Here is a 16,644-nt window from a genome sequence, read left to right as displayed (position 1 = left end):
CGCAAGGAAGTTCACCAGCATGACAATCGACTGGCGCTACACCGTCGAGGACAACCTCGGCATCCTGTCCGTCGCCGGCTACCTGGGCCCGGAAGCGGTACGTCGTTTCGGCGGCGCCGTCGGCTGGGTCGTCGCCCGCGGCACCGGACCGGTCGTCGTCGACCTGACCGAGCTGCGCAGCTGGTCCGCCGAAGGCCAGCTGGCCATCACCGAGGCCGCCCGCCGCCTCGCCGATGCCGGCCGCAGCCTGGAGCTGGCCGCCATACCCGCCGACGGGTCCCTCGTCCCCAGCGGGGACTGCCCGCCCATCCCGGTCCACGCCGATCTGGCCGCCGCGCTTGCCGCACACGGCACAGAGGACGGGGAAGAGGCGGAGGGGCGCCAAGAGTGGCGCACCACAGGATGGCCGACCGGAGATCAGGCGGAGTGATCCTCGCGTAAAGCCCCCTCACGACCTCACCAATTGCTAATCTTGGCAATTCCTGAGGTCGTCACCGCTGGATTCGGCCCGGCAGTTGCCGCACGCGAGGATGAGCCGCATGTTCGTGATGAGTGGGTGGATGCGATGCGCCGAGGCCCGGCCGGTGGGGCCGTGCTGCTGTACCGGGGAGGGGACGGCACGGTGAGTACGCCGCTGTACCAACTGAAGGCCGAGTTCTTCAAAACCCTCGGCCACCCGGCCCGCATCCGCGTCCTGGAGCTGCTGAGCGAGCGCGAGCACGCGGTCGCCGAGATGCTCCCCGAGGTGGGCATCGAGCCTGCGCATCTCTCGCAGCAGCTGGCCGTGCTGCGGCGAGCGAACCTGGTGCGGACCCGCAAGGAGGGGTCGAACGTGTACTACTCGCTGGCCACCCCGGAAGTGGCGGAACTGCTGCGGGTGGCGCGCACGATCCTGTCGGGCGTGCTGGCGGGCCAGGCGGAGCTGCTCGCCGACCTGCAGGCGGCCCAGTCGGAGGGGAAGCCGCCGTCGTAGCGACGGCCGTCGGACGGCGATCGCCTCCCGGGAATTGGACAGCGCGCTCTGCGCACCGAGAGGCGATCGCCTTCACCTGCGGTGATATTCCGCAAGCCCAGGCAGTACAGGAAGCGCAGTAACTCCACTCGCGGGCGGTCCGTTGGCCACCTGCAGACACGTCCTCACCGTTTCGGGGAGAGGGTTCATGGGCCTGTTGCGCAAGATCCGCGAGACCGGGCGGGTGGCTGAGCCCGCGCCGCCACTCCCCCAGGGCGACGTGCCGGAGAAGGCACGGGAGTTCGGCGGCTCGGTGCAGGTGCGCTGCGTGGACGCGGGCTCCTGCAACGGCTGCGAGATCGAGATCGCCGCGTCGTTCAACCCGATGTACGACGCCGAGCGGTACGGGGCACGCTTGGTGGCATCGCCCCGGCACGCGGACGTGGCGCTGGTGACCGGGCCGGTGACCCGGAACATGGCCGAGCCGCTGCGCCGCACCGTGGCGGCGATGGGCGAGCCGCGGCTGGTGGTGGCGGTGGGAGACTGCGCCATCGACTGCGGGGAGTTCGCCGACGGGTACGGCGTCGAAGGCGCGGTCGCCGACGTCGTACCGGTGGATCTGGCCGTACCGGGGTGCCCACCCGAGCCGGAAGCGATCGTGGCGGCACTCAGGAGGGTGACCGGGCGGTGAGCGTGATTCCGGCCGCCCTCGCGACGGCCACCGGGCTGGGCGGCGCGGGGGCGCTGGCCGGGTTCGGGCTGTCGTACCGGCTGCGCGTGCCGGTCGTGGGAGTGCTGACGGCAGGCGTGGGGGTCAGTGGTGGTACGGCGGGCGTGGCTGCACTGGGAGGCAGCCGCTGGGCAGCCTCCTTCCCGCGGTTGCTTCCGCTGGCCGGGACGCATGTGGCGGTGGATGCGCTGGCGGGCCTCTTCATGGCGGTGGCGGGGGCCGTCGTGGTCGCGGTCGCGGTGTACGGCATCGGCTACGCGGCCGGGCACGGTCCGCACGGGCTCGGCTCGCGTACGGCGCAGGCGGTGCTGCCGCTGTTCACACTCACCCTGGTGCTGGTGCCGTTGGCCGCGTCGGTGTCCACATTCCTGGTGCTCTGGGAGTTGATGGCGCTCGGCTCGCTGTTGCTGGTCCTCGCTGAACACCGCGAGCGGGCCCCGGTACGGCAGGCGGGCGTCTGGTACGCGGTGATGACGCATCTCGGCCTGGTGCTGCTGCTCGCTGGGCTCGCGCTGTTCGCCGCGCAGGCCGGCGGCGAGACCTTCGCCGCACTGCGGGCGGGTGCGCACACCGTGTCGCCGACGGTGCGCGGGCTCGTGTTCGTGCTGGTTGCGGCGGCGTTCACGTCCAAGGCGGGTGCGGTGCCGCTGCACGCCTGGCTGCCCAGGGCCCATCCCGAAGCACCCAGCCCGGTCTCGGCGCTGATGAGCGCCGCCATGGTCAACCTCGGCGTCTACGGCCTCGTCCGCACGGGCCTCGACCTGCTCGGCGGCGGTCCGGCGTGGTGGTGGCTGGGCGTGATGACGGTCGGCGGGGCCAGTGCCGTGTACGGGATCCTCCAGGCGGCGATGGCCTCCGACCTGAAGCGGCTGCTGGCGTACTCGACGAGCGAGAACATGGGCCTGGTGCTGATCGGCGTCGGGGCGTCCGGGCTGTTCGCCGCCCACGGCAACCGGCCGCTGGCCGCGCTGGCTCTGGCGGCTGCGCTGCTGCACGTGGTCAACCACGCGGCGTTCAAGGCCCTGTTGTTCTGCGCGGCCGGGTCGGTGCTGCGGGCCACCGGCCTCAGGGACCTCGACCGCCTTGGCGGTCTGCGCCCCCGGATGCCCGTCACCGCCGCACTGTTCACCGTGGCCGCTCTCGGCGCAGTGGCACTGCCACCGGGCAACGGGTTCATCAGTGAGTGGCTGCTGCTGCAGTCCCTGATCCACGGACTCCAGGTACCGGGCGTCGCGGTGGCGGTCGTCCTGCCCCTGTCGGTGGCGCTGATCGCGCTGTCGGCCGGTATCGCCGCGGCCGTCTTCGTGAAGGCGCTCGGGGTCGGCTTCTTCGCCCGGCCGCGCAGCTCACAGGCGGCCGCCGCGCGGGAGGCACCACCGCTGATGATCGCCGGGATGGGGTTGCTCGCCGCCGCGTGCGGGGCGCTCGCGCTGGTGCCGGGGCTGCTGGGCGACGGCCTGGACCGGGCGGTGAGCGCGGTCGGGCTTCCGGGCACCGGCGCGGTGTCGGGCGGCGGGGTGCGGGTGCGGCTCGCCGACATCTCCGCGTCGCTGTCCCCGGTGTGGGTCGTCGCCGCTCTCACTGCGGCACTCACCCTGGCCGTCGGGCTGCCCCGGCTGTACGCACGCCGTCGGCGCCGGGCGAACGCCCGGTTGTGGGACTGCGGCGGCGGGGCGCCGACCCCGCGCATGGCCTATACGGCGACCTCGTTCGCGGAACCGCTGCAGCGGGTCTTCGACGACGTCCTCGCACCCGAGCAGGACGTGGACGTCACGCCGGTGCGGGAGTCGACGTATCTGGTGGAGCGGGTGCGCTTCCAGCACCGGGTGCCCGACCGGTTCGAACACCGGCTGTACGAACCGGTGTTGCGGGCGCTGGACAGAGCCGGGCAGGCGGCCCGGCGGCTGGCGGGCGGCAGCGTCCATCTCTATCTCGGCTACGGCTTCGTCGGCCTGGTCGTCCTGCTCTTGGCGTTGACGGTGGGCTGGTGAGAGCGAACAGATGAGTACCGCTGTCGAATACGCGGCCGTGGCCGGCCAGATCGTCGTGGTCGGAGCCGGGGCGCCCCTGGTGACGGGGTGGATGCGGCAGGTACGGGCCCGCCTGGAGGGCCGGGCCGGGGCCGGGGTGCTCCAGCCCTGGCGGGACGCCCGCAAGCTGCTGCGCAAGGAGCCCATCACTCCGGTGGGGACCGGGCCCGCCTTCCGTACGGCCCCCGCGCTGCTGGTCGCCACCACCGTCGTGGCCGCCGCCCTCGTGCCGCTGCTGTCCACCGTCACCCCGGTCAGCTCCCACGCGGACCTCATCCTGGTGGTGGCGCTGATCGCCCTGGGCACCCTGGCGCTCGCGCTGGCCGGCCTGGACACCGGTACCGCGTTCGGCGGGATGGGCGCCTCCCGGGAGATGACGGTGGCCGCGCTGGTGGAGCCGACCATCCTGCTGTCGGTGTTCGCCCTGTCGATACCGGCCGGAACGACCAACATCCCGGCGATCGTCTCCGGCGCGGCCCACGAACCGGCCCGCCTTGCCTCCCCGGCCGGGCTGCTGGCCACGGCCGCGCTCGCGGTGGCGGTGCTCGCGGAGACCGGGCGGATCCCGGTGGACAACCCCTCCACCCATCTTGAACTGACCATGATTCATGAGGCGATGGTGCTGGAGTACGCGGGACCCGACCTGGCTCTGGTCGAACTCGGCGCCCAGATGCGGCTGACCCTGCTGCTCGGCCTGCTGTCCTCCCTGGTCGTGCCCTGGGGCATCGCCACCGGCGCCTCCTGGGCGGCCCTCGCCGTCGCGCTGGTGCTGTTCGCGGCGAAGGTCTGTCTGCTGGGCGCGGTGCTCGCGGCGGCCGAGGTGTTCTGGGCCAAGGTCCGGCTGTTCAGGGTGCCCGAACTGCTCGCCGGGTCCTTCCTGCTGGCGCTGCTCGCGGTGACCGCCTCCTACTTCCTGAGCGGAGCGTCATGAGCAGCGACCTGTACACCCAGCTCCTCGACCTTGCCTGCGGTGCCTTCCTGCTCGCGGCCGTGATCGTGCTGTGGCGGCGCGAGCTGGCCTCGATCGTTCGCGTCTTCGCGCTGCAGGGCTTCGCTCTGGCGGCGATCGCCGTCCTGCTCGGCGCGCACGAGGAACGCTGGGACCTGGTCGCCGTGGGTCTCGGCATCGGGGCCCTCAGGGCCGGCGTCCTGCCGTATCTGATGCGGCGAGCCCTGGCCGCGCTCAGCAGGGACAGGCAGCGGTACGGTGACGAGGGAGCGGAGACACGGGAGACGCAGCCCCTCGTCAACGTGGCCGCATCCCTGTTGACCGCCGCGCTGCTGACGCTGCTGGCCTATGCGGTGGCCCGCCCCCTGACCGAGTTGAACCCGACCCCCGCCACCCGCGCCCTGCCGGTCGGCCTCGCCGTCGTCCTGATCGGTTTCTTCGTCCTCGTCACGCGCAGGCGCGCGCTGGCTCAGGTGGTCGGCTTCCTGCTGCTGGACAACGGCATCACCGCCACCGCGTTCCTCGCCACCTCCGGGGTGCCGCTGATCGTCGAGCTCGGCGTCTCCTTCGACGTACTGCTGGCGGTGCTGGTGCTGCAGATCCTCACCACCAGGATGCGGGAGGCGTTCGGCACCACCGACATCGACGACCTGCGGGAGCTGCACGACTGATGAGCCCTACTGCTTCCGCCCTGCTGCTCACCGCGCCCGCCGCCGTCCCGTTGGCGGTGGCCGGCGCGTATGCACTTGCCGCACTGCGCACCCGCTCGACCGCAGCAGCCCGCGCCGCAGTGCCGTCCGAGGCCCGGCAGCGAGTGTCCGCACGGGGCTCCGTCCTGACGGCGGAGGCGCCCGAGCCGGGCGAGGTGCCCAAGCGGCATTGGCCGGACTGGGTCGGGCTCGTCTCCCCCGCAGTGATCCTCACGTGCGGGAGCCTGCTGGCGAAAGACGTGGTCGACGGCGGGGCTCGGCGGGCGTACTCGGGCCTGCTGCGCGCGGACGCGCTGACCGTGTGGATGCTGCTGGTGGTCGGCGCCGTCGCGCTGATCGCCTGCGGCTCCGCCCCCGCGTATCTGAGAGGCGAGCGCGTCGCCGGGCGTGCGACGGATCAGACGGTGTGGCGCTACCACGTCCTGGTCCAGGCGTTCCTGGGCGCGATGGGCCTGGCCGTCGTCACCGCGAACCTCGGCGTGCTCTGGGTCGCTGTCGAGGCCACCACCATCGTCACGGCCTTCCTCGTAGGCCACCGCCGTACTCGAACGTCGGTGGAGGCGGCCTGGAAATACGTGGTGATCTGCTCGGCCGGGATCGCGCTCGCCTTCCTCGGCACCGTCCTGATCTACTACGCCGCCCGGCAGGCCGGCATCGCCGAGGCATGGGCGCTCGACTGGCCCACCCTCGGCGCGCACGCCGACCGCCTGGACCCGGCGGTCACCCGGCTCGGCATCACCCTCATCGTCCTCGGCTTCGGCGCCAAGGCCGGCCTGATCCCGCTCCACGCCTGGCTGCCGGACGCCCACAGCCAGGCGCCCGCGCCGGTCTCCGCGCTGATGTCCGGGGTACTGCTCTCCGTCGCCTTCGCCGCGATCCTGCGCTACCGGGTCATCGCCGACGCCGCCCTCGGCCCGGACTTCACCCGCGTCCTGCTCGCCGGGATCGCCCTGCTCACCCTTGCCCTCGCCGCCGGACTGCTGCTCGCCCAGCGCGACTACAAGCGGATGCTGGCCTACTCCAGCATGGAGCACATGAGCCTGATCGCCCTGGCCGCGGCGATCGGCAGCCCGCTGGCTCTGTCTGCTGCCCTGCTGCACATCGCAGGCCACGGGCTCGCCAAGTCGGTCGCCTTCTGTGCCTCCGGCCGGATCCTCCAGCTGACCGGCACCGCGAAGATCGGCCGTGTGCGGGGGCTGCTCGCCTGCGCACCCTCTCTGGCGGGCATGTTCGGGTTCGCGGTGGTAGCGCTGATGGCGTTCCCGCCGTTCAGCCTCTTCGCCTCCGAACTCGGCATCGTCCGCGCCGGTTTCCTCGCCGGCAGCGGGCTCTCCTGGGTCACGGCGGCGGCCCTGCTGCTCGTCCTCGTGGCCTTCGCCGCGCTCGCCCTGCGCACCGCCCGGATGCTGCTCGGCCCGGCGTCGGCCCCGCCCGAAGGCCCGGAGGGTACCGCCGTCTGGCCGCTCGCTCTGGGCCTGATCGCCTGCGCCGTCCTCGGCGTGACCCTCGGACCGCTCACCGACCTGCTGCACGCCGCCGCCCAGGCGATCGGAGGCTGAAGCGATGCGCACCACCCACGAAGTCGACGTCACCGAACTGCCGCAGCGGGCCGAGCGGCTGCTGGCCGACGGGCACCGTCTCGCGCTGGTGGCCGCCCACCTCGACGAGGCCGGACCGCGCGTGGTGTACCTGTTCGTGGCCGGCCCGCCCGACACCCGCACCGAACTGCACGTCCGCCTCGACACCGACAGACCGGAAGTGCCCACACTCGCCCATCTGTCCTTCCCCGCCGGCCGGTTCGAGCGCGAGATGCGCGACCTGTTCGGCATCGTCCCCCTCGGCCACCCCCAGCCCCGCCGTCTCGTCCGTCACTTTCACTGGCCGCGCGGCTGGTACCCCATGCACCCCGACGCCGGACCACCGCCGCAGTTCGGCGAACAGGAAGGCCCGTACCCCTTCCTGGAGGTCGAGGGCGAGGGTGTGTACGAGATCCCCGTCGGGCCCGTGCACGCCGGCCTGATCGAACCCGGCCACTTCCGCTTCTCCGTCGTCGGCGAGACCATCCTCAAACTCAAGGCCCGCCTCTGGTTCGTCCACCGAGGCGTGGAAAAGCTGTTCCAGGGACGCTCGGCGGCCGCGGGCCTCCCGCTCGCCGAACGCATCAGCGGCGACACGGCCGTTGGCCATGCCCTGGCCTACTGCCTGGCCGTGGAGGAGGCCACCGGCACCGGGGTCCCGGCTCGGGCGCAGCGCGCCCGCGCTCTCCTCCTGGAGCTGGAGCGGATCCACAATCACGTCGCCGACCTCGGCATGCTCTGCAACGATGTCGGACACGGCATCCTCAACGCCCATGCCCAGCGGGTACGCGAGCAACTCCTGCGCCTCAACAAGGAAGTCACCGGGCACCGGCTGCTGCGCGGAGGCGTCGTTCCCGGCGGCGCGGCCCTGCGCGCGCTGCCCGATCCGGCCCGGCTGAAGGCGATCCGCGAGGACGTCGGAGAGATCGCCGACCTCGCCCTCGGCCACTCCACCGTCCGCGACCGCTTCACCGGAACGGCCATTCTGCACGCCGGCGCGGCCAGGGAGATCGGCTGCCTCGGCTACGTCGCCCGCGCCAGCGGCATCGCCGACGACGCCCGCGTGGCGCATCCGTTCACCGGATACGGTGCGCAGTTCGACGTGCCCGTCCACGACAGCGGCGACGTCCTGGCCCGCTTCCTCGTCCGCGCCGAGGAAATCGAGACCTCTTTCGCCCTGATCGAGGAGTTCGCCGACGGACTGGCTGCCCCCAGGGCGATGGTCGCGGCCCAGCCGCCACCCGGCGCGGGCCCCGGCACGGGCGTGGGCCTGGTGGAGGGCTGGCGCGGCACCATCGCCACCCGTGTCGAACTCGCCCCCGACGCCACCCTTGCCCGGGTCAAGCCGGTCGACCCGTCGTTCTTCAACTGGCCGGCCCTGCCGGTCGCGTTGGCGGACACGATCGTCCCGGACTTCCCGCTGACCAACAAGAGCTTCAACCTCTCCTACGCGGGCAACGACCTGTGACGCGTCAGGGCGTTCTCGTCCCGTGTCATGCGGCCGGCTCCTTCGGGCCACAGGACCTCGACGTCCATGCCGCTGCTGCGGGCGAAGGCCACGAGATGGGCTGTCGCGTCCCGGCCGTCGGTCGGGGAGCCGTCCCACACCGCCAGCAGCCGGGCGCACGAGCGCAGCAGACTCTCGTCCGCGACCACACAGGCACCGCGGTCGGTCGGGTCGTACTCCAGCAGCCGCACCTGCTCCGAGAGCAACAACAGTTCTCCAGCTGCCCTGCGATCGCACGACTCCAGTACGTCGGGCACGCCGTTCCTGGAGGGCAGGACGGTCACCAGCGCCAGTCCCGCGGCGCGGGCAGCCCTTCCGAAGGCGACCGGCAGCCCCTGCCCGACACGCACCAACCCTGCCTTGCCCGCCAGCGCGAACTCGGCCAGACGCCGGCGCAGCTCCTCCTCCAGCATCGCCAGAGTGGGCGCGGTGAGGTCAGGGTGTCCCACAACAGCGATCACTTCAGGCAATCCTTTCTCCGCGCCCATCCACCGGCAGTGGGCCGCTCCGAGGAACGGTCATTCGAGAGGGGCGGAGACAGGGCGCAGCCGCCCGCCCGGACAGCTGATCTTCCCCGGCCGGACGGAGCCGGGTCCTGGTCCGGCCGGGCCGACTTCAGGGCCGGTCGGCCCTTTTCGCATCTACGACGGCATGCCGAACCGCACGAGGACGACCTTGCCGTCATGGTCGACGGCGGGCTCCGCGCTGACGTCGCCGTCGTAGTCGGCGGCCAGTTCGGCCACCATCCGCAACCCCGCTCCCATGGCCTCGTCGCTGAGATCCGGCAGCCTCGGCTCGGCGTCCGCGACGCTGACGACCAGTTGCCCGGCAGCGACCGTGATCCCCACGTCCATCACCGGCGACCGAGGAGCGTGCCGCAGCACGTTGGTGACCAGCTCGCTGGTCACCAACAGCACTGCATCCGCGAACGCGGACCCAGGTGAGACGCCGGCCGCGGGGAGGTACTCAGTCACCGCTTCCCGGGCTCGCCGCACCGCCTCGGGCCCCAATCCGAACGAGGCGATGTGCCGTTGCACCACGGGAGGCACATGCTCGATCGCTGCGGCCGGCTGCCTGGCACGCCGCCACGGCACCCGGAACCCGCCGCCGGTCAACGCGTCGCCTCCGCCGCGCGCAGCTCGTCCAGCATGTCCTGCCGGCCGATCAGCAGGTTGGCCAGGATCCGCCGTGCGGCGGCGAGCAGCTCGGCCACATCGCCCCCGGCCAGCTCGTACACCACCGTCGAACCGGTGCGCGTCGCGGTCACGATGCCCGAGCGGCGCAGCACGGCGAGCTGCTGGGACAGGTTCGACGGCTCGACCTCGATCGCGGCCAGCAGCTCGCGCACCGGCTTGGGGCCGTCCTGCAGCAGCTCAAGTACGCGGATGCGTACCGGGTGGCCGAGCATCCGGAAGAACTCGGCCTTCGCCTCATACAGCGGAACCGGCATCCCGATCACCTCTCGTCCGCCCCTGTTGCCTCGACGTCGAGCCCATGCCGACGTGCCAGTCGTACCGCGTCGTCCAGCTCGTCCTGGGCCACCGCGACGTCGTAGGCGTCCTCGGTGCTCAGGGCGGCCGCCAGCCGGGCCCGCGCGGCGCGTACCCGCGCCGGGAGCGCCTCGGCGACTTCGTTCACTGCGACCTCCGGACGGTCTCTCACTTAGAAACCATGGCAACTAACCAATTGAAGAACTCTTCAATTGAATTGTAGGGCGAAGGAAGGCCGCGACAGACCTTACGGGACCGGGCCGTTGAAGTCGCAGAGGTCACGCATCGGCAAGAAGCTGCGCGCAGAGGCAGAACTCGCGCAGCTCGGCACCGCCGGCGCACTGGCGGAGGAAGCCGGGAACATCGCCCCGCTGCAGCGAGTCCTGGCACAGATCGTCGGTCAGTTCCAGAGCCCGTAGTGCCACCGACCCCAGACTGCTGACCGGCCCGGTCTCCGCTTCACGGCGCAGCTGCGCGAGTTCGCGTACAGCCGGTGAATCAGCGCCGGACGCCTGGAGCTGCGCGAGGAGCACGGACGCCTCTCCGACGAGGTATTGCTGCGTCATTGCGACCACCGCCCCACCGACCTGGGCCCTTCCAGTCTCCCCCTTCGGAACGTTTCAGCGCTTCCGCTGCCGGAGGAGGCGGAAGCCACGCCCGAACGTGCGCCACGGGCAGCTCAGTCCGGCTCCATGTAGGGGCGACGGAACACCGGGGCCTGGCCGGCGCCCCATGGGCGTACGGCTGCGAGGGCCCGGGCGACCGCGGACTCCAAGGAGCCGCTGGTGTCGACCGCGACGGCCTCGGGCCATGGTGGTTCCCTGGCCGCCATGGCGGCGGCGATGTCGGGGCCGGCGTCGGACGGGCCGACGGCGCGCGTGGCCAGGCGGGCGGTCGACACGTCGTCCGGCGCATGGCAGTGCAGGGCCACCAGGTCGGCACTGGTGCGTTCGGCCACGCGCAGGGCCGCCTCGCGCTGTCCCGCATCGGACCAGGTGGCGTCCAGGACGACGGACTCGCCGCAGGACATCAGTGCGGCTGCGCGGCCGAGGAGGGCGGCGTAGGTCTTGGCCGTCCACTCCGGCGTGTAGAGGCCCTCGCCGTAGGCGGCCGCGGCGGACTGTTCCGCGGGGATGCCGGCCAGCTCCTTGCGGAGGCGGTCGCTGCTGAGCAGGGTGACCCCCAGCCGGTCGGCCAGCGCTCCGGAGAGGGTCGACTTCCCGCTGCCGGGCAGTCCGCCGACGAGGGTGAGCGAGACGGCAGAGGTGCGCAGGTGGCGCAGTGCCGTCGAGGCCAGCCGCCGCGACGCCGCCTCCGCGCCGGGCGCGCCCTGCCGGGCCTGGATCAGGGAGACCTTGGCGCGGACGAACGCCCGGTAGGCGACGTAGTGGTGCCTCAGGGAAGAGGGCGCGGGATCGCCGGAGTACTCGCCGTACTGGGCGAGGAAGTACGCGGCTTCCTCCGGGGCGCCGAGCTGTTCCAGGTCCATGGCGAGGAAGGCGGCGTCGTCCAGGCCGTCGACGTAGCGGAGACGGTCGTCGAACTCCAGGCAGTCGAGGACGCGGGGGCCGTCGTCGAGGCAGAAGATGTCCTCGGCGAGGAGGTCGCCGTGGCCGTCGACCACCCGCCCCTGCTCGATACGGGAGTCGAAGAGCCGCTTGCGGCCGGCGAGGTAGCGGCGGACCAGCCGCTCGACCTCGGTCACCTGGTCCGGGACGAAACCCTCGGCGGCGAGTGCGCGGACCTGCGCGAAGCCAGCCTCCCATCGGGCCGAGAGCGCATCCCGCGTGCCCTGTTCGTTCACTTCGCCGCCACGGGGCGCGTCCGCGTGCCAGGCGGCAAGGTGTCGGGCGACGGCCCGCAGGACGTCGTCGACGGCGGCTCCTTCACGTACCAGGTGGGAGAGACGACGGTCCGCCGGCATGCGGCGCATCACCACCAGGGGTTCGGGGGCCTCCGCGTCCGGGCTGCTGAACTCGCCCAGACCCAGGTAGACGTCGGGGGCGAAGCGGCGGTTGAGAGCGACTTCGCGCTCGCAGGCGGCCCGGCGAGCCGCCACTGTGGTGTAGTCCAAGAACTCCAGATCGACGGGTTTCTTGACCTTGTAGGCGCGGTCGCAGGCGAAGAACACGATCGCGGTGTGGGTCTCGAACACCTCAGCGCGTGGCAGCGGCTCACCACCGTGCCCCGCACCGGACCGGAGGACGGACGCATCGGTGGCCCCAGGCACCGGCCGCGCCGATGTCCCGCCGGGGCCGGGCTCAGTCATGAGGGACGACCGCGACGGGGCAGCGCCCGTGATGAACGGCGGCCTGCGCCACGGGCCCCAGGTGCGGCACCAGACCATGGCGATGCCGGCGACGGCCCACAACCAGCAGCGCGGCGCCCTCGGCGGCCTGTACGACGGCCTTGGCGGGGCTTGCCAGACGGACGCTCTCGCTCACATCCACCCGCGGGTACTTCCCCCGCCACAGGTGGAGCGCCTCGCTCAGCTGCCTGTACGCATCCCGGGTGATCTCCTCGGTGACCTCGTGGTCCACGCCCCAGGGCACCCGTGCATGGAGCGGCACGCTGCTGCCGTGGACCGCCAGGAGAGGAAGGCCCCTGGCCGCAGCGGTGTGGAAGGCGAAGTCGAGCAGGGTGTCGGAGGATCCGTGCAGTTTCAGGGCCACGACCACCCGGCTCGCGGGTGCCGGGGGCATTCCTTGCTCCGCGGGTTCGGCACGGACCAGCACCACCGGCCGCTCCGCCCGTGCCACGACGGGCATGCTGATGTCACCCAGGAAGTAGCTCTCGACGGGCTCCAGCCCACGCGAGCCCAGCACCGTCATCTCCGACTCCGACGCGGCCTGGAGCAAGGCGCTCTGGGCGTCGTCGGCAACCAGGTTCCCGACGATGGACAGGCCCGGGTGGCGCGCCTGGAGCTCCGCTCGCGCGGTGTGGACGAGGCGCTTCGCCCAGTAGTTCTGATCGACTTCCGCGGGGACGCGGGCCGGTTCAGGGGCCAGCAGCGGCCACGCGTGCAGCAAGCGCAGGGGCAGCCTGCGCTTCTCGGCCTCGTCGGCGGCCCAGCGGGCAGCGGCAAGGCTCTCGGGTGAACCGTCGAGGCCCACGGTGACGGCTGGTTGCATGGCGGCGGCCTCCGTCTCGTAAGAAGCTGGAAATGACCGGTAGACGTCCGATCCGGTGGCCGGCTCGGACACCACCTGGATGCCGATCGCGGTGCTTCTCTCATTCGAGGATCACCCCGATCCCCTCCGAGACGCATGTGGACCTGTGGAGGCGTGGAATCCCCACGAGAGGAGACACGGTGACGATTCCCGTGGTGGTCGGCGTCGACGGATCCGAGGCGAGCCTGGAGGCGGTCGACTGGGCGGCCGACGAGGCGGTCCGGCACGGGGTACCGCTCCTCATCCTGCACGCGGCCCCCGGGAGCCACGAGGCGTCGGACCTTCTCACCGCAGCCTCGGAACGGGCGAGGCGGGGCGCCCCCACGGTGCGGCTGTCGAGCGAGGTGTCGCGTGAAGACGCGCCCTCCGCCCTGATCGACAGGGGGCGCAACGCCTTCGCTCTGGTGCTCGGGTCCAGAGGGCTCGGAGATCTCGCCGACATGCTTCTGGGCTCGGTCAGCCTCGCCGTGGCCGCGCGAGCCGACTGCCCGGTCGTCGTGGTCCGCGGCGACGCGGCTCACCGGGAGGCGCGGTTCGGGAACATCGTCGTCGGCATCGAGGACGAGCAGAACAGCGGCACGGCCCTGGAGTTCGCGTTCCGCGAGGCCCAGGCGCGGCGCTGCCGGCTGGTGGCGGTGCACGCCTGGGTCGCGCCACCGGGCACTTTCAGTACACCTCAGGCCCCGTCGTGGCCTCTGGAGGCGCACCTCCGGCCACCGGCTCAGGTGCTCGACGACGCCCTGCGTGGGCCGGCGGCGCGGTACGCCGACACCCTGGTCGAGCGGCGGCTGATCGAGGCACCGGCACGACAGGCACTGCTGGAAGCGGCGTCGGAGGCGGATCTTCTGGTCATCGGTGCCCGCCCGCGACGTGTGCGTCAGGGCCTGCAACTGGGCCTGATCAATCATGCGCTCCTGCATCACGCCCCGTGTCCCACCGCGGTCGTACCCCACAGATGAGGGCCGGATGACGGCCAGCGGCTGAGAGGGCCCGTGCCGACCGCCCCCCTTTGGGACCGGACGCCGGTCGGCAGGGACTTTCGGCCCTGTGACCGAGGCGGCCGTTGTCCGATGGTGGACAAGGCGGGGGAATCGAGGCAGGGGAATCGGACCAGCGACGTGCTGGAGGCCGCATCATGAGCACACACGGTTCGCCGTCCGCATCCGGTCCGCCCCGGCCGCACAAGGGGGACGTGCCACGCGAGGCCAACCCGCTCAGGCGTACGTCCGACAGGTACGAATCCTGGTTCCGCCGTGTGCTGATGCTCGTACTCGTCCTCGGGCTGCCGGTGGCCGCGCTCAGCGCGGGGCTGACGGCGTACGAGTCATCCATGCGCACCGTGCATGCCCAGGCCGCGGCACGACACGAGGTCACCGCCCGACTGACGTCCGACGTGCTGGGCGACGGCCTGGTGTCGAAGCGACCGGCGCCGATCCGCTGGACCGAGCGGAACGGCACCGTGCGAACGGGAACGGCCCTCGTGAAAGCAGGCACGCCCAAGGGCGCCGCCGTGCGGGTGTGGGTGGACCGGGACGGGACCGTCACCACTCCGCCTATGAACACGGCCGGCGCGCAGGCCAACGGCTGGTTCGTGGCCGGTATGGCGGCACTCGGTGTGGCCCTCGGGGCGCACGCGGCACGGGCAGCCACGCGCCTGGCGCTGGACCGGAGAAGGTACGCGCAGTGGGAGGCCGAGTGGGACCTGGTGGAACCGCTGTGGTCCGGGCGCTTCCGCCGCTGACCGACGGGCACCCGTGACCCCGCCGGACGGCCCGTCCGAGACCCTGCGGACTCAGGAAGTGGTGGGGAAACGCCCGGCATCGTCCGTCCGGTACGCGATGTGGCAGGCGACCGAGACAACGCCGTCGACACCACGGCACAGCTGCTCGATGACCGGGATCAGGCTCCGGAACTCCACGGAGCCGCCGAGGTCGACCCGCCCGTCGTGGACCTCGACCGTCACCGCCGAGGGATCGAGCCCCATCGTGCGCCGCAGCAACTCCTGAGTGATCTCCTCGCGGATGGCGTCGTCACGGCGCAGGAAGATGCGCAGCAGATCACCACGGCTGACGATGCCCAGGAGCCGGTCCGCCTCGTCCACCACGGGCAGCCGCTTGACGTGCTGTGCCTCCATGAGCCGAGCGGCCTCGACCACGTTCCACTCCGGACGTGCGCACACCGCGGGAGCCGACATCAGTTCCTCGGCGCGGGCCCCTTCGGCCTTGGCCCGCTCCCAGGCCTCCAGGTTCGGGACCGGGACCCTGCCCGACGGATCGGCCTGGTCGGCGCTCTTGCGGAGCAGGTCGGCCTCGGACACCACACCGATGGGACGCTCCAGGTCGTCCACCACGGGCACTGCCGTGACGTCGTTGTCCGTCAGTAGCCTGACCAGCTCCTTGAACGGCGTGTCACGCCGTGCCCGGACGACGTCCCGGGTCATGAGCTCCTCGACCGTTCGGTGGTGCATGTCGCCTCCCTGAGACGGGCAGCCCGCCTCGTGGGTACCGGGTCTCGTCCCGTGCGGCGGTGCGTCCCGCGTGGCAGGTTGGAATACAGCACCATTCTGAGCAGAGGGCGGCGATCATGCGAGCTCACCTCGGCGACCAACTCGTCATCGAAAGTCCGACAACCGGCGGCGCCAAGCGCGACGGCGAGATCGTCGGGCTCCACCACGCGGACGGAACCCCTCCGTACGACGTGCGCTGGTCGGACACGGACGAGGTGACGCTTGTCTTCCCCGGGCCCGACGCGCACATTCACCATCTCGAGCACGAACAGCCCGGGACCACCCATGAGACATGGCCGGGCACGGCCGGGGCAGAGTCTGTGTCCGTGGCCGGCGCTCCGACCGGGACGCGCAACCCCGGCGACATCGGCCGGCGCGTGGGCACCGAACGCCGCAGACGGGGACTCAGCCTGGAGGAAGCGGCCCGCCGCGCGCGCATGTCGCCCCGCTACCTGTCATACCTGGAGGAACAGCCCGCCGACCCCACGATGCCGGCTCTCCTCAGGCTGGCCGACGCGCTGGGTACTTCGGCCACGGCACTGCTCGGCGGCGGCATGGATCTCCCGCCGGGCCAGGGCTACGCACTCCTGCACCCTCAACTGCGGGACCTCAGCCCCGACGAATGCCGCGCTCTGCTCTCCACGCACGGCATCGGGCGCGTCGCGGTGTCGGCGTCCGACGGCCGCCCGGCGGTCGTCCCGGTCAACTACGACGTCGTCGATGACGCCATCGTCTTCCGGACCGCGCCCGACTCCATGGCCGCAGCGGCCGCGGAAACGGAGGTCGCCTTCGAGGTCGACCACGTGGACGAGGCTCTGAGCCAGGGCTGGAGCGTGCTCGCCGTCGGCCGTGCAAGCATCGTGACCGAGCCGGAGGCCGTGCGCAGGCTCGTCCAACTCGCCCACAGCACGCCATGGGCCGGCGGCGAACGCGCGATCTGGGTGTCGATCCGCCCCACGAGCCTCACGGGCCGTCGCATCACTCCGGCCGACCAGTAGACACGGAGCGCTGTTGAGGGGCGCA

Annotated in this window: 19 protein-coding genes; 11 read left to right on the top strand and 8 right to left on the bottom strand. The window is 71.9% G+C overall.

Features of this window, described 5'->3' with window-relative positions; all coding sequences use genetic code 11:
• Window positions 1-19: 19 nt before the first annotated feature.
• From ACFY3C_RS08950 to ACFY3C_RS08915, 8 genes are all read left to right on the top strand, one after another.
• Complete coding sequence (locus tag ACFY3C_RS08950) at window positions 20-430, top strand: STAS domain-containing protein (protein ID WP_386577322.1); 411 nt, start codon at window positions 20-22, stop codon at window positions 428-430.
• Window positions 431-622: 192 nt separating this feature from the next.
• Window positions 623-973, top strand: a complete 351-nt coding sequence (locus ACFY3C_RS08945; protein WP_389173704.1) for an ArsR/SmtB family transcription factor — start codon at window positions 623-625, stop codon at window positions 971-973.
• Window positions 974-1,160: 187 nt separating this feature from the next.
• Window positions 1,161-1,643, top strand: coding sequence for an NADH-quinone oxidoreductase subunit B family protein (locus ACFY3C_RS08940; RefSeq protein WP_386577324.1), 483 nt, complete (start codon window positions 1,161-1,163; stop codon window positions 1,641-1,643).
• Window positions 1,640-3,673 carry a proton-conducting transporter membrane subunit gene (locus ACFY3C_RS08935; protein WP_390770292.1) on the top strand — a complete coding sequence of 678 codons (2,034 nt, stop codon included), beginning with the start codon at window positions 1,640-1,642 and terminating at the stop codon, window positions 3,671-3,673. Before ACFY3C_RS08940 ends, ACFY3C_RS08935 begins: the two co-directional genes overlap by 4 nt.
• A gap of 10 nt (window positions 3,674-3,683) precedes the next feature.
• Complete coding sequence (locus ACFY3C_RS08930) at window positions 3,684-4,643, top strand: respiratory chain complex I subunit 1 family protein (RefSeq protein WP_386577326.1); 960 nt, start codon at window positions 3,684-3,686, stop codon at window positions 4,641-4,643.
• Window positions 4,640-5,332: a hypothetical protein gene (locus ACFY3C_RS08925; RefSeq protein WP_390770291.1), complete on the top strand. Its 693-nt coding sequence runs from the start codon at window positions 4,640-4,642 to the stop codon at window positions 5,330-5,332. The genes ACFY3C_RS08930 and ACFY3C_RS08925 overlap by 4 nt, the downstream gene beginning before the upstream one ends.
• Complete coding sequence (locus ACFY3C_RS08920; protein WP_390770290.1) at window positions 5,332-6,930, top strand: proton-conducting transporter membrane subunit; 1,599 nt, start codon at window positions 5,332-5,334, stop codon at window positions 6,928-6,930. The genes ACFY3C_RS08925 and ACFY3C_RS08920 overlap by 1 nt, the downstream gene beginning before the upstream one ends.
• Window positions 6,931-6,934: 4 nt before the next feature.
• A complete protein-coding gene (locus ACFY3C_RS08915) occupies window positions 6,935-8,416 on the top strand; it encodes an NADH-quinone oxidoreductase subunit C (RefSeq protein WP_390770289.1) in 1,482 nt (493 codons plus the stop codon).
• Here ACFY3C_RS08915 and ACFY3C_RS08910 read toward each other — a convergent pair.
• From ACFY3C_RS08910 to ACFY3C_RS08880, 7 genes are all read right to left on the bottom strand, one after another.
• Window positions 8,395-8,916 carry a hypothetical protein gene (locus ACFY3C_RS08910; protein ID WP_390770288.1) on the bottom strand — a complete coding sequence of 174 codons (522 nt, stop codon included), beginning with the start codon at window positions 8,914-8,916 and terminating at the stop codon, window positions 8,395-8,397. The two genes, ACFY3C_RS08915 and ACFY3C_RS08910, sit on opposite strands and share 22 nt — an antisense overlap.
• A 180-nt stretch (window positions 8,917-9,096) precedes the next feature.
• On the bottom strand, window positions 9,097-9,450 hold the full coding sequence (locus ACFY3C_RS08905) for an ATP-binding protein (RefSeq protein ID WP_390770363.1): 354 nt from the start codon (window positions 9,448-9,450) through the stop codon (window positions 9,097-9,099).
• Window positions 9,451-9,566: 116 nt separating this feature from the next.
• Window positions 9,567-9,905 carry an ArsR/SmtB family transcription factor gene (locus ACFY3C_RS08900; protein ID WP_390770287.1) on the bottom strand — a complete coding sequence of 113 codons (339 nt, stop codon included), beginning with the start codon at window positions 9,903-9,905 and terminating at the stop codon, window positions 9,567-9,569.
• Window positions 9,906-9,910: 5 nt separating this feature from the next.
• Complete coding sequence (locus ACFY3C_RS08895) at window positions 9,911-10,117, bottom strand: hypothetical protein (RefSeq protein ID WP_390770286.1); 207 nt, start codon at window positions 10,115-10,117, stop codon at window positions 9,911-9,913.
• Between the two features lie 106 nt (window positions 10,118-10,223).
• A complete protein-coding gene (locus ACFY3C_RS08890; protein WP_386577334.1) occupies window positions 10,224-10,511 on the bottom strand; it encodes a hypothetical protein in 288 nt (95 codons plus the stop codon).
• Window positions 10,512-10,624: 113 nt separating this feature from the next.
• Window positions 10,625-12,100, bottom strand: coding sequence for an AAA family ATPase (locus ACFY3C_RS08885; protein WP_386577462.1), 1,476 nt, complete (start codon window positions 12,098-12,100; stop codon window positions 10,625-10,627).
• Window positions 12,101-12,206: 106 nt separating this feature from the next.
• Complete coding sequence (locus tag ACFY3C_RS08880) at window positions 12,207-13,076, bottom strand: universal stress protein (RefSeq protein ID WP_390770285.1); 870 nt, start codon at window positions 13,074-13,076, stop codon at window positions 12,207-12,209.
• Window positions 13,077-13,255: 179 nt separating this feature from the next.
• On the opposite strand from ACFY3C_RS08880, the gene ACFY3C_RS08875 reads away from it, so the two are divergent.
• On the top strand, window positions 13,256-14,074 hold the full coding sequence (locus ACFY3C_RS08875) for a universal stress protein (protein ID WP_386577336.1): 819 nt from the start codon (window positions 13,256-13,258) through the stop codon (window positions 14,072-14,074).
• 176 nt (window positions 14,075-14,250) lie between these two features.
• Complete coding sequence (locus ACFY3C_RS08870) at window positions 14,251-14,856, top strand: hypothetical protein (RefSeq protein ID WP_390770284.1); 606 nt, start codon at window positions 14,251-14,253, stop codon at window positions 14,854-14,856.
• A 51-nt stretch (window positions 14,857-14,907) separates the two neighbouring features.
• Here the strand turns inward: ACFY3C_RS08870 and ACFY3C_RS08865 are convergent, their stop codons facing one another.
• Complete coding sequence (locus ACFY3C_RS08865; RefSeq protein WP_390770283.1) at window positions 14,908-15,582, bottom strand: CBS domain-containing protein; 675 nt, start codon at window positions 15,580-15,582, stop codon at window positions 14,908-14,910.
• A 116-nt stretch (window positions 15,583-15,698) separates the two neighbouring features.
• Between ACFY3C_RS08865 and ACFY3C_RS08860 the strand changes: the two genes are divergently transcribed.
• Window positions 15,699-16,619: a pyridoxamine 5'-phosphate oxidase family protein gene (locus tag ACFY3C_RS08860; RefSeq protein WP_390770282.1), complete on the top strand. Its 921-nt coding sequence runs from the start codon at window positions 15,699-15,701 to the stop codon at window positions 16,617-16,619.
• Window positions 16,620-16,644 lie beyond the last annotated feature (25 nt).

It is taken from the genome of Streptomyces sp. NPDC001410 (assembly GCF_042895235.1).
GTDB lineage: Bacteria > Actinomycetota > Actinomycetes > Streptomycetales > Streptomycetaceae > Streptomyces.
The sequence above is the reverse complement of the archived record's forward strand: the minus strand, read 5'-3'. Positions and strand labels throughout refer to the sequence as shown.

What these genes read in the sequence shown, in the direction of transcription:
- ACFY3C_RS08900 (WP_390770287.1), bottom strand. Translation starts at nt 9,905, where the DNA reads ATGCCGGTTCCGCTGTATGAGGCGAAGGCCGAGTTCTTCCGGATGCTC.
- ACFY3C_RS08870 (WP_390770284.1), top strand. Translation starts at nt 14,251, where the DNA reads ATGAGCACACACGGTTCGCCGTCCGCATCCGGTCCGCCCCGGCCGCAC.
- ACFY3C_RS08925 (WP_390770291.1), top strand. Translation starts at nt 4,640, where the DNA reads ATGAGCAGCGACCTGTACACCCAGCTCCTCGACCTTGCCTGCGGTGCC.
- ACFY3C_RS08940 (WP_386577324.1), top strand. Translation starts at nt 1,161, where the DNA reads ATGGGCCTGTTGCGCAAGATCCGCGAGACCGGGCGGGTGGCTGAGCCC.
- ACFY3C_RS08865 (WP_390770283.1), bottom strand. Translation starts at nt 15,582, where the DNA reads ATGCACCACCGAACGGTCGAGGAGCTCATGACCCGGGACGTCGTCCGG.
- ACFY3C_RS08890 (WP_386577334.1), bottom strand. Translation starts at nt 10,511, where the DNA reads ATGACGCAGCAATACCTCGTCGGAGAGGCGTCCGTGCTCCTCGCGCAG.
- ACFY3C_RS08880 (WP_390770285.1), bottom strand. Translation starts at nt 13,076, where the DNA reads ATGCAACCAGCCGTCACCGTGGGCCTCGACGGTTCACCCGAGAGCCTT.
- ACFY3C_RS08950 (WP_386577322.1), top strand. Translation starts at nt 20, where the DNA reads ATGACAATCGACTGGCGCTACACCGTCGAGGACAACCTCGGCATCCTG.
- ACFY3C_RS08915 (WP_390770289.1), top strand. Translation starts at nt 6,935, where the DNA reads ATGCGCACCACCCACGAAGTCGACGTCACCGAACTGCCGCAGCGGGCC.
- ACFY3C_RS08920 (WP_390770290.1), top strand. Translation starts at nt 5,332, where the DNA reads ATGAGCCCTACTGCTTCCGCCCTGCTGCTCACCGCGCCCGCCGCCGTC.
- ACFY3C_RS08860 (WP_390770282.1), top strand. Translation starts at nt 15,699, where the DNA reads ATGCGAGCTCACCTCGGCGACCAACTCGTCATCGAAAGTCCGACAACC.
- ACFY3C_RS08930 (WP_386577326.1), top strand. Translation starts at nt 3,684, where the DNA reads ATGAGTACCGCTGTCGAATACGCGGCCGTGGCCGGCCAGATCGTCGTG.